This is a genomic window from Nitrosomonas sp. (genome assembly GCF_043753625.1).
Classification (GTDB): domain Bacteria; phylum Pseudomonadota; class Gammaproteobacteria; order Burkholderiales; family Nitrosomonadaceae; genus Nitrosomonas.
The window spans coordinates 1-17,539 of record NZ_JAYUWI010000047.1 but is presented as its reverse complement, the minus strand read 5'-3'; the positions used below and the strand labels follow the sequence as shown (position 1 = coordinate 17,539).

Sequence of the window (17,539 nt, the reverse complement as noted above, 5' to 3'; positions counted from 1 at the left end):
GGGTCGAAGTCGGATAACCATTTTTTTATCAAATCATAGTAATTCGTCTGGTTGCCATCAAGTTCAATACTCTGCAATAAGTCCCTTAATGCACACAGGCTGAGCACAATGGTCGTGAGACGTTGCTGTCCGTCGATGACATCGTATTTGTGATCCTTATTTTCGACAACAATAATGGACCCGATAAAGTAATTGCTTTGCTTATTGGCAGCCGGGTCAAACTCATTATCAATATCCACCAGAAACTGTTCGACCTGGTCATCAGTCTTCCAAACATACTCACGCTGATAGTCGGGCACAACGAAGAAATAATCTCTAAGCTTATCGATACTTTTAACGTCCGCCTTAATTTCCACAATTCACTCCTGTTATGAGATTATCAATTCCAGATTGACTAAACGAGCCTTGTCCTGCCTGTAAGAAGTTCCTGCATCATGCCTTGCTTGATGTTTTTGGCTTTAGTGAGCTTTTGCTCGAGCTCAGCGAGCTCAGCATCCATATCGAAAATAATATTTGCGATCAAATTCTGCTCAGGAAGCCCAGGACAGCTAAGCTCCAGATTGCGAAGCTCAGTTAAGCCAATTCTCTTCCTGGTAGATCCCGTTCCCGCATTAGCTGCTCGTGTCCTAAAATCAGTTGCATTGATCGACAAATACACAAAATAGGTACTGTATTTCTTTTGGTCTATCGTCAATCTTATCCCATCGGAACACATCAAATAGCGATCATGGTAGTGGGGTACGATGCATGCTCGAGCAACTGGATCACCCATTTTTGAGAGAATGATGTCGCCAGGATATATATTGCAACTTAAAAGCTCATCTGCCTTTTCATACGATGTAAAGACAGTCGATTCATTATGAAATTCACCATCACCGATATTTTGAAGCTGAATAATCCGCACACCATCATCAATATACTCTGATGATTTCAAGTTTGATCCAAATGGACCTCCCGTAAAACTCCACTTCTGATTTGGGTCCGCAATATCACCCAACTTTTTCAGATTCCACTTTCCGCTAAACCCTGGCAGACGTTTTTTACCGGTGAGCAATTCCTGCATTGCGCCTTGTTTGATATTGCGCTTTTTAGTGATTAGCTGTTCGAGGGATTTAATAAGTGCGTCAGCATCACTTAGTACTGAAGCTATGGCTTTTTGTTCAGTAACTGTGGGGGGGGTTGGCAGCGGGAGCGATGCAAACTCTTGCCCATTGATACCGGGTTGACCACTGCGCATAGAATTTACTTTTACCCAACGAAAAAAATGTTTGGAATGAGTAAAATATTTCAAATATTTAGGTATTAATTTGTTCTTGTCAGGCTGAACACGAATAAGAAATCCAGCAAAGATTAACTCACCATCATCAACATCATATAAATAGGATTTACCCACACTCGCGCCTGTACGTGCAAAAACTAAATCTCCATCAACCAAAATATATTGGCTTGCGAGCAAATGCTTTACTGATGCTTTTTCCTCTTCTATGAACCTTCCATCTTCAGATATGTCAGTAATACGAAGATAAGTAGGAAATCGCGAGTCGTAAGGGATTGCCGCAGCATTAATTCCATATGAAGGTGAGGTCGCTAACATTGAGCCTAAAGACGACACATTCCAGTCTTTTGGAATTAAGCCGATTTCTGAATTTTTATATCCTGTCTTTACTACCATGTGAACCCCATACTTCTCAGATGCGCATTCACTTTTTTCTCCAGCTCGGCAACACTTTTTGTCGCTAGCGACAGTGGCGTTTCATATCGATCAACCAACTCTTTTACGCGCTGCGTCAAGGCCTGACTAACACGATCCATTTCGCCATGAATACGACTATCGAGTTCAGCAAGCCATTTATTATCAACCACAAGGGTTTTGATCTCTTTCTCGCTTAGCTTCGGATACTTGGCCAATGCCTTGGCATCAAGTTCGCCTTCCAGTTCCTTTACGCGTCTTTTCAGCTCGGCTTCTTCGGTGTTGAGTTTCAACCATCTATTCAATGCTTTTAATTCTTCTTTAGCGTCTTTGTCGCCCTTCAGCTCTCTAACACGTGCGACAACATTGGCCCTATTCACTTTGTCCAATTCTGCAAACAAGCTTTCTTCACCGCCGTGCTCTTCTTCAAGCTCGGCAAGTGATGCACTAGTGACTTCCAACTCGGCATTCAGTGCATGAATTGCAGCTTGCTCTTTGGCGAAGTAGGCAGAAACAATGAATGATTTCGGCACAAGATCACAAGCCCAGCCCTTATCAGTTTGCTTTCCTGGCTTGCCGTCTTTACCTTTCTTAGTCTCGATAACTCGATAGGTTTCTGCCTTCCAGCCATCAATGCTTATCAGGTAAGCATCGTCTTGCATGGTTTCCGCCCAGTAGTCCATGAGGCTTTGGTAGACGTCGTATTTATCAATCAGCGGCTTATTGGAATAATGTGCGAGCAGGCTTTCGGAAATGTCGCCAATCAGCTCTTTCGGATGCAAGCCCTGCTTTAGGTTCTTCAGCTTCACGGCGGTTTTGGTTTGCCATTCAGTGAAATGCGCATTCATGCCTTTGGTAAAAGCAATAAATTCAGGGTGAGCGAAAATCGTGGTTTTAATGGCCGCTTTTTCACAGGCAGCATCGACATAGCCCGGCCTGTTCTTCTTGAACAAGGCTTTACGTAGCTGTGGACACACTTCCCAATAAGGCTTCAATGCATCGACATCGGCTTCGGGAATGCCGCCTTGCAAGTGGCCGGCAATGTCCTGCATATCTTCGGCTTGCTGGCTGTCGATATAGCGCGGCAGGTTGAGATTGAAGTCATTTTTTTCAATTTCAGCAAAGGGCACCATGCGTGCGTATTTCGGCTCGTCCATTGCCTTGGTGAACACATCGACTATTTTGTGAATGTCCTGATCGCGCAAGCGATTCTTTGGACCATCTTTCATAAAGCCCTGGCTGGCATCGACCATGAAGATGCCTTTGCGGGTTTGTGCTTCGGCTTTATCAATAAAAATAATGCAGGCAGGAATTCCGGTGCCGTAAAACAAATTTGCCGGCAAGCCAATAATGCCTTTGATATATCGCTTTTGGATTAAATTCTTGCGTATGTCCCCTTCGGCATTACCACGGAATAAAACACCATGCGGCAGGATGCAGGCGCCTTTGCCGGTGCTTTTCAACGAACGAATGATATGCAGCAAATACGCATAGTCGCCTTGCTTGCCTGGTGGCACACCGAAATGCTTGAAGCGTTCATACGGGTCATTAAGTGGATCAATACCCGTGCTCCAGCGTTTATCACTGAAGGGCGGATTGGCCACGACGTAGTCGAAGGTTTTCAGGCCCGCGCCATCTTTATGCTTCGGGTCGGAAATGGTATTACCCTGCACGATAATGGCTTCGGCATTGTCATGCAGAATCATGTTCATGCGCGCCAGACCCGAGGTGGTGGCGTCTTTTTCCTGACCGTAAAGCGTTAGCTTGGTTTTTGCTTCATCGGCCACTTTCAACAAGAGTGAGCCGGACCCGCATGTTGGGTCGTACACGGTTGTAGCAGGTGTGGTTTTTGCGTCACGCAAACCCAATACCTGTGCCATCACTCGGCTGACTTCTGCGGGCGTATAGAACTGGCCCTTGCTCTTGCCGCTCTCTGTGGCGAAGTGGCGCATCAGGTATTCATAGGCATCGCCCAGAATATCGTCGCCTTCTGCTCTGTTACTGGAGAAGTCGAGGGCCGGGTTTTCAAAGATGGCAATCAGGTTCGTTAGCTTGTCCACCATTTCCTTGCCGGTGCCGAGCTTATTGGCATCGTTGAAGTCCGGCATATCGGATAATTTATTTTCTTTTGCAAGCGGCGCGATGATTTTCTTGTTGATCTGATCGCCGATATCCGACTTACCTTTCAGTGCGGCCATGTCTTTGAAGCTGGCACCCTTCGGAATGACGATAGGGGCATACCGCTTGCCATCGTATTTATCGCTGATGTATTTGATAAACAGCAGCACCAGCACGTAGTCTTTGTATTGGCTGGCATCCATGCTGCCCCGCAGCTCGTCACAGGATTGCCACAGGGATGAATATAGTTCGGATTTTTTGAGGGCCATTTTCTTTTCGATGTTTAATTTTGTTTATCAGTATAAAGCGGAACCACATATAACCTTGTTTAAGATGCATATCGGCGAAATCTGCTTTGCTTTCTACCCCTCATGGCTGACCATTCTTTCAAAGACAGCATTTTCAATTGCTTCCGCCCAAGTATTAAATACAAAGCCTTCGATTGCCGAAAATGTAATCGTGTGTTGGTTGAGTAACTGAACTATGTCTTGTTGGTTGATGAGCAATACATTATTCAACCTAGCCTGATCTCTGGCTTTAATATTAAATTGCTGGTTCGTCAGGCAAACAAGTTCAAATTCAATACCGGGGTAACGGCGGCGGTACGAAGCCAGCCCGGTTACTACATCTTTTACGGCATCCCAAGAAAACTCTCGTCTTGATTCGGTAGAACTTTTACATTGAATCAGGACGCCGGCATTACCGTTAATAGCAACGACATCTACACCATCATCGCCGGAATCAGGTGTGCGGAACACCTTGCTAAAGCCTTTTGACTTCCAGAGAGCCGCAGCAAACCCTTCGAGGTATTTTGGAGCAAGAGTTGCTACATCGTCTATCGTGATGGCTTTATTTAGTAATGCAGAGACATTTTTCGGTACCACATCGGTCACGTTGAACTCACCTAGACCAATATCACCGGCGCCATTAAGCATGTCTTCGGACAATTCACGCTTGTGTTCAAGCAGTTGGTTCAATTTTACGTCGAATGTCGTGAAATCAGGGGCCGTCACTACGGGGTAATAGACAAAAACATCTTTCGTCTGCCCAATGCGATACGCTCGATCGGTTGCCTGGTCCTCCTTGGCGGGATTCCAGGTTCGTGTGTAGTGAATGACATGATTAGCTGCCTGAATGTTGACGCCAAAGCCAACCGCTATGGGTGACAGAATAATCACGCCGAAACCCGGCTTCTCCTGAAAGGCTTTTATTCTCTTTTGCCGACTAAACTGGTGCGAAGCCGAAGCGGCACTATCACCATTGATAATATCTGCCTCAAACCCAATCGCGTTTTTGATGTAGTGCTTTAAAAGTCTCTGCATACCGCGAAACTCACAAAATACAATTGCTTTTTCATCCTGTTTCTTGATTTCCGCCAAGGTTTTAACCAACCAATCCAACTTGGGCGATTTTGCCCTGTAGTCGTCCAGGCTATCGACCGTGGAAGATTCACTGCCTATGGCGCGCGGATCTGTGCAGACCACTCTCAGATACTGAAGCAAGCCGAGATGATTCTTGAATGGCGTTCTGGCACCGGGTTCGTTTCTTTTATTAAAGAGCTCGAGTGCTTGATAATAAAGATCGAGTTGATAGCTTGAGATAGAGAGTGAGCGGCACTCCTCCGCCATTATCTTGGCCGGGAGATCCTTTGCTACGTCTTTCTTGGTCCTTCGCAATATTTGGGCACTAATAATTTCTCTAAGTTCATCAACCCGCTGCTTTTCCTCATCCGTTTTGGCTTCAATTGGCCTGCGATATCGAGTACCAAAGGCATTGAGCGCGCCAAGAATTCCTGGCTGGACAAAATCAAACAAACACCACAGATCAGCTAATGTATTTTCAACCGGCGTGCCCGTACAGGCAATCTTGAAGCGAACATTCTGCTTTTTGGCGGCCCTAGTCACTAGGGCATTGGGATTCTTAATTTTTTGGGCTTCGTCACAAATCATGACTGACCAGCGGATGGCAGCAAATGAAAACTCCAAGTCTCGAAGTGTTTCATAAGTCGTCAGAACGATTTTGGCATTCCCGATCCAGTTTGGATGGAGGAATTTCACCAATCCTTCGTCTAATAATTGCTTATCAATTGCAGACTTGGAGAGGCGCAGTGACTGAAGATTTTCTCCATATACAGTAGCTACTGGCAAGCTACCTTCCATAAAAAAGTTTCTAATTTCTTCTTGCCAGTTTTCTAGCAAGGAGACGGGCGCAATAATTAGCGCCGGCTCAAGATTGGGTTCCGACTCAAATGCACTTGCCAGAAAGCTTAAAAGTTGCAGCGTTTTCCCCAACCCCATGTCGTCAGCCAAAACTGCGCCACGGCACTTATCGGGTGAAAGAGAGAAAAGATGCTGCATCCATGCTATCCCAGTTTTCTGGTGATCTTTCAGTAGTACGTGTTTCTTAAGCGAGCCAGGCACTCTTGGAGAATCAGAATATGTACTTAAAAGCTCCCTGCGAGATTCTTCATAATCAATGCTCTCAATATTTGCCTTGATTACAAGTGTTGGGGTCGCTTTTCTTGATGTCTTTGCATCATCTTCAATAATCTTATCAATCGGAGTATTCGGATTTTCAGCCTGTGATGCCTGAAAGGCGATGATCGCCTGAATAATCCGATTGGCTTCGTCAATGGGGATGGGTCTTGGTAATCCCGGAATTTCGATTTGACCATTACCCAATTCGATGGCGGCCTTTAGCATTTTCTGAATCTGTTCTTTCATTTCCTGACTAAAAGGAACCGCCGTAATTTCACCATCATCTTTTGGTACCCATCCAATAGCTGGCACTACATTTTCAGGAAACCAACCAGCTTCCTCATCCTTTTTCGCAATGTAGGGTGAGTAATAAGGTTTCTGAGCTCCTATCTCTTCAATTCTGGATGAGTAAGAAGTGAGGTCATACACTTGTGAATAGCTAACCAATACGTATCCGCGCCTTCTGGCGCCAACCGCTTCTTGTAACGCATTCAGTTCAAGGGCCGTATCACCGAACAATTCAAACTCATAGTCACGCCAAGCGCTTAATTGAAGACCGCCCTCTAGCCGACTTTTTGTTTGCTTAATGAATTTTTCAATCTCTTCGTCAGATGAAAATGTTTCCAATAAAGAAACCGGATGGCCATCAGTATCAAGCTTCCCTGTCTCTATCAATAATCCGATGACAATGGGAGTACCGCGCGGATCCCGCTCAATGTAGGCACTAAATCGTTCAAAACCGAGGTTCGATAAATTGCGTGCACTTTCAAATTGTTCAGGATCAATCGCCTGTGCAGCATCCTCGCCCAAGGCCGCAAATGGATTAATGACAAAAGCCTCAGCTCTGACACCTGACACCCGTCTTCCGGGCATTTTCTTTACCTGCTGTAAAACAGACTTAACTGCGGAGCCTAGTATTATTTGAACAACGCCGTCCGCGGTGGGGATATCAAACCGATCTGGTACTGACGAGCTTCGGTCAAACTGATCCAACCATTGGGGTGGACAACCGGGAAAAGATGGGGTTACTTCAACGACTTTCATTCCGTTTACATCGACTCTGTTTAGGTCGATGAAAAGTTTCTCCGGCGTAATTACGATTGAGCGATAAAGAAAGTCATCTAGATGTGATCCCGCCTGAATGGCTGTTTGGCGGATCTGGCCCCATGTTTGTCTGTTAACGATTTCAGTACGTTCTTCAGTTTGTCTTTGACAAATACCAATTACCTGGCTCAGTACTTTCCAAGATGCCTCTGGAATCAATTTTGCAGTGCCGTCTACACGATAGACTGGGCCAACTAACTGCTCCGTAAGTACAGAGGTTCCATCGGTTCGCTTCCAGCCAGAAATCCCTATACTAAAATCGCTATCTGTGAGTGCACCTATACTTTCTAAAGAGGGTGAGATAACTGTTATCGGTGGAATAGCTATTTCAGACATCACCTGATGATATTCATTGTGTCCGGTTATTACGTAAGCGTTGGTCCAGTCGGAGAAATATCCATCGCCTTCTATCATGGCAAGGCCATCGCTCTCCAACTGTTCAAGAATCGGTGCTGCCAAAGGTCCGCAGTTTGATAGAGTCTCTGTTGAAACTCGTATCCAGCGCAGGCCATGTTCTTCAAATTCAAGTTGAAATCGAAGCGCTGCAACAGCGTCGTTCTCGATATTTCGGCGCTTTATCCAATCAAACACACTTAATCCCCTTTATAGAATGCAACGCGATTCTCTGACCAACGAAAGCCCCATAAAATCAGTATGTCTCGTGCTCTTTGATTAAATTCACCAGCATGCATTTCAGCCCAAAGCGATCCACCCTTTGGACGACTATCTTTGACATCAAAGCCATGCTCGGATGCAAGTCGATGTAAGTTGGTCATAGAAAACGGTTCGCTCCGCCAAACTGGCGAAGTATTTCGTGGCTGCGAGGCACTGGCTTGCCCTGGAACTGGTTTGTTCGCAGAAACAGTTCTAGGTTGAATTTGGATGGTCGTTCTTTCGGTCCCGATGACTCTGGTTATTTCATAGGCAAAGCGCTGTTCCCAACGTGCATAACCTCGAATTCCGTCTTGATGGATCAACTTGTCGCAGGCTTGACCATCAGGAGACTTTAGCCCGTATCGTCCAACAGTCGGGACAGAATTTGTCAATTTAAAGGGCAGTTTTTCTCTTTTGAAAATGAAGGCAGCATTTCCGGACTTTCCGAACTCAACAACTACAAAATCACGAAACATCATTATAAATGCATTGCTAGTTGCCGAAGCGTCCTCGAGCCTTAACAGCCTTCCATCCATGGCTTTGCGAATTTCTTTAAAGTCGCGGGATTGATTTTGTATGGCGTTACTACCTAAGGCAAAATACATGTCCTGAATTTCATCATGATATTGCTTCCAGAAATTGACGCGTCGAGTATCGTTTGAACCATCTTCAGACAGCAATGTAAAGAACTGGCCAATCAACTGCTCTTTCAACCAAGTTGAAACCATTTCTTTGGCATCGGGCCTTACTGAGCCCCATCGGGCCGCGTTTGAAGTTAACCACGGATTTTTCCAATGGGTTACTGAAAAGTCTCGAAGCTTGGGTTGCCTATCGATTTCCCTGCAACTTGCATAACGATTGATAAGCTTGCTTAACGAGTTATCGATCAATAGCAAATGTTCGTCCAAAAGGTCGATCAAAGGGTCCACGACAGACTTGAACTTGGAGTCAGTCAATCCGACTGCTGCATCTACCTGTGCATTTACAAGGCGCCGGATCAGCCAGGAATCATCGTTGATTTCCAGGCGCTCACGAATATCATCGAAAGCTGTTCTATCTCCCTCAAGTGCGGCCAGCCCATATGGCTCGCAAGGATTTTCACTTAGTAGATTGCTGTGATCATTTAATGCAGCAATCCACTCTGGGTTGCTACCGTCGGTTTCAATTGAATCCTGGGCATCCGCCAGAAAGTCACGAAGATCACCCCAATTTTCCCGACCCTCTGCTGTTGATCCAATGCTATCGGGATCATAAGAGAAGTATCCATGGAGTAATCCTCGATAGCATTTTCTGAATGGACGACGATGAGCCCGATTCTCATCAACATATTCAAGTAGTTTGGGAAAGCGGATTCGATCTTCTATAAGTCGATATTTTTTATCGCCTAAGGATTGAGTACAGCCGTACGATACCAATCGTGCCTGGCTCATTCCATCAAACGTGAGGTTTTTATGGAACGCTTTAATTGCAGACACAATTCTGTCTTCAGATGGAGCGTCCAAACCAGAACCACCACCTACCCATTCCTTAAGTTTTGGAAGTTCCGCATCTAAGCGAGTGTGGTCACTTAAATTCAATTCATTAAGCGAAGCTGTACTTATTCTACTCAGTGAGCTTTTGAGGCGTTCGAGAGCGTCCATAGATCAGATCCGACACGAACCAAAATTTTCAGCAGGCGCGGCATTTTGTGCGGGACGAACATCATCAATCGCAAAGAATTCAAGCCTTAACTCGATTCTCCTACTGCCTTCGAGTGAATCTTTCGCTGAATTGAATGAATAACCACCTACAAGAAACAAATCACGAACCTGCCCAAGTTCGGTCGATGTCATCGGGGTCTCTTGTACAGTCGGCTTGTCTAACAAAACGCATAAAACACGCTGGCTCCGCTGAAGACTTAGATTCAGGTTTAAAAGATAATCACCGCGCTTATCAGCGAAACCCTCAACAACGATACGCTTGAGCCACTTTTTACCAAGCTTGTTTCTTGCTATTTCCAATACCTCAGGAACCACTGTCCTCAATAGAACCGATTGCTCACTTGATAACTGAGAACTGCCCGATTCAAAACGGGCACGATCCCCAAAATCAATAACATTACGATTTCGATCAACAGAAATCCCCGGAAATTGCTTGGTGGCCGATGCAATTTGAGTCAGAAGCTGATCCACCTCCTGCTCACGCTCGACTTTTTTACGTTCAGCCTCGGTAATTGTCTTGGTCACTGCAAGTAGTGCAACACTCATCACCAACAAAAAAAGAACCATAAGTGCAGACATCAAATCGGCAAAAGAGATCCAAAATGGTCTCTCGCCGTCCTCTTTGGTTTTCTTCCCGAGAGACACTCGCGTACCGAGCATGCTTACTTCCTATTCATCTGCGTGTAGTTGCAGCTTCAAACGTTGCTTCGAGCTCTTGGATACCTTCACGCAAAAGCTTGACGGATTCTGAGAGTGCTCTATGGAAGTCACGATTGGACTCACCCAGTGCCTTCGTCATACCTGCACCGAAAGATTCATGGGCTACACCAATTACCTCGGAAACCTGTGATAGATACTTATCGGCTTCTTGCTGCGCTGTGACTAGCTTCGTAGTTGCACCATCAATAGTGGTAAGCACGTCGCTCGTCATTGAGGCTTCTCTTCGGGCTTGTTCAACGATTAATTGCATGGAACCTACCAATTGGACGACGGAATCGCGCGTAGCGGCGTAATCTGCCAGAACCCCACTGAGGCCGGTTGATGCCGCCGCTACAGATCCAGCAGCTTGCGACAATTGATTGGCGACTGTAGCGGACTTATCGAGCGAGGTGGTCACACCTTGTCCCGCCTTGGCGAAATCACTTGCGGCAATATAGAGCGTATCCGCACCGCTATTCAGTTTTGACAATGCATCTACTGTCGTACTTCTCATAGCATCGACAGCTGCTTTCATCTCAGCAACTGCACGATTTACACCCTCCACTACTGAATCCACCTGGCCGCCAAATTCACCCACAACTCGTTTACTTTCAATCGCCATAGATTCTTGTTGTTGTCTATTGGAATCAGTTGCTGATTGAACTTGCATGCTCAATGCATCAAGTACTGTACCCATTCGGTCTGATATTTCAGACAAGGTATTTTGTAAACTTGATTGTGTTTCACTTTGTGAATTGGAAATGGCCTGACGAATCTGATCGACAAACTCTGCCATTTTCTCATTCATTATTCTTTGTCGTGCTTCCGCTGACGCCATTGATTCAGCAAGTTGATCAGACATAGCCGATGCTCCTCGCTGCCCGGCGGTCTCTACATTTGACGCCATTTTTTCCAAATTTACGACAGCGGCCTGCAACGCCTGAACTGTTTGCTGTTGCAGATTGTTGATGCCGGCAATCTGGTCGCCAAAAAGCTCTTTTATTTGTTGGCTAAATGCACTCATAACATTTGTAAGCATGCTCTGGACTGCGGTCCCCTGATCACTTCTCACCCCCTTAAATGCTTCAGCAATGTCTTTCAATGGTTCTCTTAAGCCGACTTCAAGGCTTGCACCTATGCGATCACCAAGTTCTGCATTTCCAGCGATAGAGGCTGCTATCTGTTTTTCAGAAAGCTCAGTAAGAATTTGCTTGAGATCACCCACAAGCGCATCTTTTAGGATCTTTGTTTGACTATCAGCTGACTCCGAAGCCTTGACAAGACGTGCGAGATATTCTTCGCCAGCGCCTGCTTCAAATAACCCATCAAGTAACTGAACCAGCTTCTCTACTTTTTCATATAAATGAGTTACTACAAGTTTCTCTAGAAGAGTCACTACCATTGCTAGAATGATTGCAGCTGCTGAAACAAGAAAAGCTTCAAAAACGCCATGCAAAAGGTTATTTAGACTGTTCTGGATTACATGTTGGTCTGAAGTAATCTTGAATGCTTGCAGACCAGTTAATAAACCATAAAACGTACCGATAATACCCACGCCTGTAAACAAACCAGGCAAATGTTTGAAAAAATCAGTACGCAGAGGAGTATCAACAATAATATCCGTCTTGAAATATATCTCTGCAGGCATTGTCGAACGTATTCGTGTTATTCGGGTCTGAGCCGTTTTAGTATCTAATTCAGACTGCTTGTGCAAGGTTTCTGAGTACTCATTCCAAAGATGTCTGAGACTACCTGCATTTTGGAAAAGCGATTTTAAGCTTTGAAGTTGGCTCTCTGCCGAACTGATGGTCAACGACTCGATTTGATTAATTACATCTGATAGTTGTCTGTTAACTTGATAAGCATGACGACAAAATGAAACCAGGAAGTATGCAAGCAATGCAAGCAGGAAGAAGCCAAAGACATAGATGTGAAGCGGAAGTGTTTCTATCATTGCCATAATGGGTATCTTCGTGAATTAATTTATTTTTAAACCAAATGGATTTATATCAAGAAAACAGCGTTTTGATTCATGATGCATGTTCAAAGTTACTTTGCCCAAACAGTTCAATTTCCCTGCACTTGAGAATGATACGCAAATAATAGCTATTTGCGGACCATTACCATAATTTAAGACCCATTGCCCAGCTTTATCTGGTTGCTGAAAATGTTCGGATATGAAGTCCTTACTTTAGATATTGATTTCTCTAACCTTTATTGAAACTAGCATTATTTGAAAAACTGCCAAAGCCTGACCATCGCCAATGTGTCCATAGCACAGTAGTCTAACAACTGCTTTTCTATTACCGTTTTTTGATCCACGGCTGTGTCTGGGTGAATGCCTTCCATGAAAGCTGCTTGTGCAGAGCCACCATCCTGAACGCCGTCCAGATCATCATAATTTAGTTCTGGTGCGATGGTAGGCAAGATTTTCTTGATGCTCCAGCTGCCTTGTTGGCTTGGATGATAATAGTGTTCTTGTGCAATCTTGAGCAAATCCACCAGTCGTCCACAAATAGCGTTCAAGTCAGCCGCATGATGCGGAAACCTTTCTGCCAATGCTTTTATTTGCGTGTTCTCAAAACCACTATAGACAAAAATAGGACCCTCTTTTCCACTGACATCAATTAGCGATGTTATAAATCCCTCTGATGGATCTCGACCAGAGATATCAAGAAAATATTTTTGCTCTAACTGTCCGCTGCCATCTATTAGGTGTGCACTCAGCTGAAACGGAATCTGTTGATAAGGACGAGTTCCCTTCCAAATAGGCACAGCCATATTGATGGTTTCAAAATCCAGGAACACTGCGGGCAGCGGATACCGGGCAAGTTCGGCTCGTGCTGCCACTGCGTTGAAATAAGTCATTCCAGAAATCGAATGTTGCTTCACTCGAAGCTGTTTTTCATTCAAAAGTGAATCGTCTATCTTACGCAAGTCTGCCACTTCCATTTCTGAAATGGCTTGCTTCAAAGCTTTTGCCTGGATTCGAGGCAGCCAATTCGCAGGATATTCGGCCTGTGGTTCCTGGGACTGACAATAAGCAAGAAATCCACATTCAAAGGGTTCATGGCAGTGTTTGCCGGTTCGAATGCAAGGCTCATTAGTTTCATCGGCAATGACTTGAGCTTCGTTGATCCAATTCTTTACCTCTTCTCCTCGTGAGGAGGCTCCTTGAGTTAAATCTACTTCTTTCAATAGGCCCTGATAATTGCCATCGCCCTGATAAACCCAAGTGTTATCAACATGGGCCAGAGCAATGGATTGCAGCTCAAGACCGGCTTGCTTCGCAATAAAGGATTGAATCGCAATATCGTCGTGGTAGTAGTCCTTCACGGAAGTGGAGGACTTTATTTCAACCATGCGCCATTGGTTGGAATGAGGACCATCCAAGGGAAGCAAGACATCAGCAAATGCCAGTGCGCCCTCAATTTTGAAGCCTGCTTCAAAGATAGGGGTTCTTTTGGGCAATGACTCCTGCGTTTTAGTGAAGGCATTGTTGAAGTTCTGACGGTCCGCTTCAATCAAAATCGCCTTGCCATCCTCACCATAAATTTGCTGGGCAATTTCACCCACAGCGTGACCAATGTCATAACTCATTTGAGTTTGAGCGGAGTCTTCTTTGACTTCCGGGCGATGCATCTCGAGCCATAACCGCTTATGGCATTGTCGATAAGCTACTAGTTTGGATTTGGATAGAGCTCGCATTAGGACCCCCCATGACAGCATATGTGAATAATCTAGTTCCGCTTAAACAAAGCCAATCGCTACTTTGGCACCTTCTTTCAAACGGCACTCTGCCTCCAAGCTGGCCAAGAACTCATCCACAGAGGAAATAGGACAGAGACGGTGCTGGCGTGCCACATTAGCAAAATCACCTGGCGTCAGCTGTGCTTGACGGGCAAGACGCCGCTTATGCTCTGGTGTTGGACTCGAGATCCCGAGCGCCGCACATTGTTTCAGAAGCAAATCCCAAGCCATGGCGGGCTTGATGTAATCAAATTTGACCTTGATATCGAATCTTCTCAACGAGGCCTGATCCAGGCCTGTCATGAAATTGGTGGTGGCAATGAAAATTCCGTCGAACGATTCCATCTGGGTCAACATTTCATTGACCATGCCTACCCGGAAATCGGACAAACTATTTCTACGGTCCTGCAAAAAGCTGTCGACCTCATCAATCAGCAATACCGCGCCGTCGTCTTTTGCTTGCTGAAAGGCTTTCGAGATATTTTTCTCGGTGGCGCCGATCCATTTCGAGAGAAGGTCCGAACCACGTTTAAGGACTAGAGGCGCCTCGATTTGTTCTGCTAGCCAACGACCATATTCGGTCTTGCCCGTGCCTGGAGGGCCGTACAAACAGAATCGTCCGAAACGGTTTGCAACTGCACCTTTTGCAATGCGATTCAAATCCACATCAACGTTGAGATATGCCGGGTCGTAGTGAACTGGCTTTGCATTCGTTCCGGCCTTTCGCAGGCCTGGATGATTTTGTGCCGCTAGCGTATTGGAGATTAATAATTCGACGGCGCGGCCGCTTGCTTCTAAGCCTATTTCTTGTCGAATCGACTTCACGACATCAGCGGCGCGCGTAATGGTTGCGGGTGCGAGTACTTCTGATTCTGATATCCGGGCTGATGTGTCGGCATCTACCAAGTCATGGCATACCTTTTCTATGATTTGCTTTCGCTGCTTTTTGGGTGGGACATCTAGTTCGATGACCATATCAAATCGTCTAATAAAGGCTGGGTCCAATCGTTCCGACCCATTGGATAGCCACAGTGCGGGAACTGGGTTTTCCTCCAGCAACCGGTTAATCCAGGCCTTTCTAACATTGGCCGTGCTTCGACTTGAATATTCTTCATCATTGTCTTCAAAGACATCGCTCATTTCATCAAACAAGATGAGCGACTTCCTCACCGCGAAGAAGCTTTGTGCCACGCAGTAAGCATGAAGACGGCCAATACCGCCCACTGGGTAACCACCGGCATTTTCGCTTGCGACTTCAAAGAGTTCGCAATCAAGTTCCTTTGCCAGTACTTTGGCGAGCTGCGATTTTCCGGTTCCCGGAGGCCCGTACAAAAATAGATTGACCCCCTTTTTGCGCGTCTCATGAACATGCTTTAGATAGGGAATAAGTATCTCCAAATTCGATTGAAGATGGCTGTAATCACTTATCGATAATGTCGGCGGGTCAACTATATTTACTGTGCCCCTAAGCAAAGACACAGGATCGGCTTCTCCCGAGCACATCTGGTCTGCAAAATCATTGGATATCAGTTCCAGTTTATTCGTCAAATAACCGGATTCACGGCGATTCAACAATACAAGGCCGGACCGTGCCAGGTTGCTTTTTGGAGCGAGTGCGTCACGCACGTCTTTTTCATTGAGCCCTAAAATAACCGACAAGGCATTCACTGTTTTTGATGAAGACATTCCCGTGAGGGTTTCATTAGCCTCATCGAGGATGCGCTCTGTTCTCAAACTAATGACGAATGCCAGGATCTGACAATCGACCTCGTTCAAACCCACCAAATCTGCCAGCCGTGCCAGATTGGCCTTAAGCATGGAAGGCGATTGTGCGGTCTTAAACCTTTCCTCGCCCTCCAAATACAATTTACGCAACTGGGCTCGTGCTGCGAGAGCATCGAAGGTAGGGCCGCTTGAATCGGCTTGCTGACTTAATCCAATGTAATCGACCACAGAGTCATTGCTATATCCAATCGATGCAATCAACTGACGATAGCCTCCCAGTGGCACAAGCATTCGCAAAATCCACCGATGGATTTGGGGGGCAAGCCCTGACTCCGGTTCGGTGATGGATTCTTCTTGAACTATGGATGACATTTAGGAGCTCCTGAATTTTTCGGATCAATTGCCAACTACTTTTATGTCGTCTCTCATTAACTATCCACTTCACTCATGGCATCGGAGACTTGGTAACAGGCGTCATCCTTCGAAGCACATAGCCGGGCTTGAAAATTCAGAATTTGGAGAAGCACTTCAGGCAGCTTCTTCTTAGTTAGTGCTGATATGTGCTGAACTGCGACATCAAATTGCTTTGAGCGCCTAAGCAGATCTGCTCTAAGGACATGGTCGGTGATGAGATCGTCGGTATAGAAACCTCCTGATCCACGCAGAACATTCATCGAATTTAGAACTTGTTGGCGACAGGCAATGGCAACTGCTTCTAACGTACCCAAGTCGTCACAAACCCAAGCTGCTTTCAAATAGGCGCCAATGGCGGCCACTTGGTTATTGGCCATGGAAGACAAGAAAGCATGCGCCCTGAATTGGTTAGCCAGTGCGGGATATGCTTTGTCAGAAAGAATAGCCAAGTAATTGCTATCTTTGACCAAGCTGACATCCAGCCCTTCGAACCACGCCAGCCGGGGCCCGCAAAAGCCACAAGTCGGGCATCGATGAATTTGATACTGCAAAGTGTCTCGCTCCATCGGAGGTGGACGCATGTCCAGGTCCATGGAGCCGAATGCGTTGGTGCTGCCGAGCAAGGTTATTTCTGTCGCTGAAAAACAGACCGCGCAATCGACAGACTTTGTATGAATTGTGGTCATATCCGTAAGGCTCGCGATGGATGGAGCCCATGGTGATGCCTGTTTGTCGCATAGGGTGAGACGGTGGAAAATTCCCAAAAATCGGGATTGGTACTGGTGTCATTTCGATGGAAAAAACGTCACAAAAGCCGTGACAGGGTGTGATTCAAGCCTGACACAATAAGTGACGTGTTGATAAATCAACGTGCGCCAACAAATGGACGATGGTGTCACCGACAACAGAAAATGCGGGATAGGGTCATAGAAGCCAAAAAACTGTCCCATTTGAATGCTGGTGTCGTTTTTGGGGCTTTTCAGAGGGGTTTTTGAGAGCGTTTTTGGCACAGAACTGTCACAGAAACTGTCACATGAGCATTTTAGGGCAAAAAAAATGCTCGCGAGGAGGTTCGTTTCCATGCAAGCATATGATTTTGTTACTTAAATTTTGGTGGTTGTGGGTGGACTCGAACCACCGACCCCGGCATTATGAGTGCCGTGCTCTAACCGGCTGAGCTACACAACCATTAACCGCTGCCGAGGTTA

General features: G+C 45.8%; 10 protein-coding genes and 1 tRNA gene. All 11 read right to left on the bottom strand.

Annotated features, from left to right (window positions below):
- On the bottom strand, nucleotides 1-356 hold a 356-nt coding region (locus ACH10T_RS04545; protein WP_394808137.1), incomplete at its 3' end, for a DUF262 domain-containing protein.
- A 38-nt stretch (nucleotides 357-394) separates the two neighbouring features.
- Entirely contained in the window at nucleotides 395-1,672 is a 1,278-nt protein-coding gene (locus ACH10T_RS04540; protein ID WP_394808136.1) for a restriction endonuclease subunit S, read from the bottom strand.
- Nucleotides 1,666-4,077 (bottom strand): type I restriction-modification system subunit M, encoded by a 2,412-nt coding sequence (locus ACH10T_RS04535; RefSeq protein ID WP_394808135.1) that lies wholly within the window; start codon nucleotides 4,075-4,077, stop codon nucleotides 1,666-1,668. Before ACH10T_RS04535 ends, ACH10T_RS04540 begins: the two co-directional genes overlap by 7 nt.
- A gap of 93 nt (nucleotides 4,078-4,170) precedes the next feature.
- Nucleotides 4,171-7,980: an SNF2-related protein gene (locus tag ACH10T_RS04530; RefSeq protein ID WP_394808134.1), complete on the bottom strand. Its 3,810-nt coding sequence runs from the start codon at nucleotides 7,978-7,980 to the stop codon at nucleotides 4,171-4,173.
- A 2-nt stretch (nucleotides 7,981-7,982) separates the two neighbouring features.
- Complete coding sequence (locus ACH10T_RS04525) at nucleotides 7,983-9,683, bottom strand: EH signature domain-containing protein (RefSeq protein ID WP_394808133.1); 1,701 nt, start codon at nucleotides 9,681-9,683, stop codon at nucleotides 7,983-7,985.
- Between the two features lie 3 nt (nucleotides 9,684-9,686).
- Entirely contained in the window at nucleotides 9,687-10,403 is a 717-nt protein-coding gene (locus tag ACH10T_RS04520; RefSeq protein WP_394808132.1) for a flagellar motor protein MotB, read from the bottom strand.
- Between the two features lie 13 nt (nucleotides 10,404-10,416).
- Complete coding sequence (zorA, locus tag ACH10T_RS04515; RefSeq protein WP_394808131.1) at nucleotides 10,417-12,402, bottom strand: anti-phage ZorAB system protein ZorA; 1,986 nt, start codon at nucleotides 12,400-12,402, stop codon at nucleotides 10,417-10,419.
- 269 nt (nucleotides 12,403-12,671) lie between these two features.
- A complete protein-coding gene (locus ACH10T_RS04510) occupies nucleotides 12,672-14,084 on the bottom strand; it encodes a DUF2779 domain-containing protein (protein WP_394808130.1) in 1,413 nt (470 codons plus the stop codon).
- A gap of 108 nt (nucleotides 14,085-14,192) precedes the next feature.
- Nucleotides 14,193-16,289, bottom strand: a complete 2,097-nt coding sequence (locus tag ACH10T_RS04505; RefSeq protein ID WP_394808129.1) for an AAA family ATPase — start codon at nucleotides 16,287-16,289, stop codon at nucleotides 14,193-14,195.
- Between the two features lie 56 nt (nucleotides 16,290-16,345).
- On the bottom strand, nucleotides 16,346-17,017 hold the full coding sequence (locus tag ACH10T_RS04500) for a hypothetical protein (protein WP_394808128.1): 672 nt from the start codon (nucleotides 17,015-17,017) through the stop codon (nucleotides 16,346-16,348).
- A 425-nt stretch (nucleotides 17,018-17,442) separates the two neighbouring features.
- Nucleotides 17,443-17,519: transfer RNA gene (locus tag ACH10T_RS04495), tRNA-Met, on the bottom strand.
- Nucleotides 17,520-17,539: the final 20 nt, after the last annotated feature.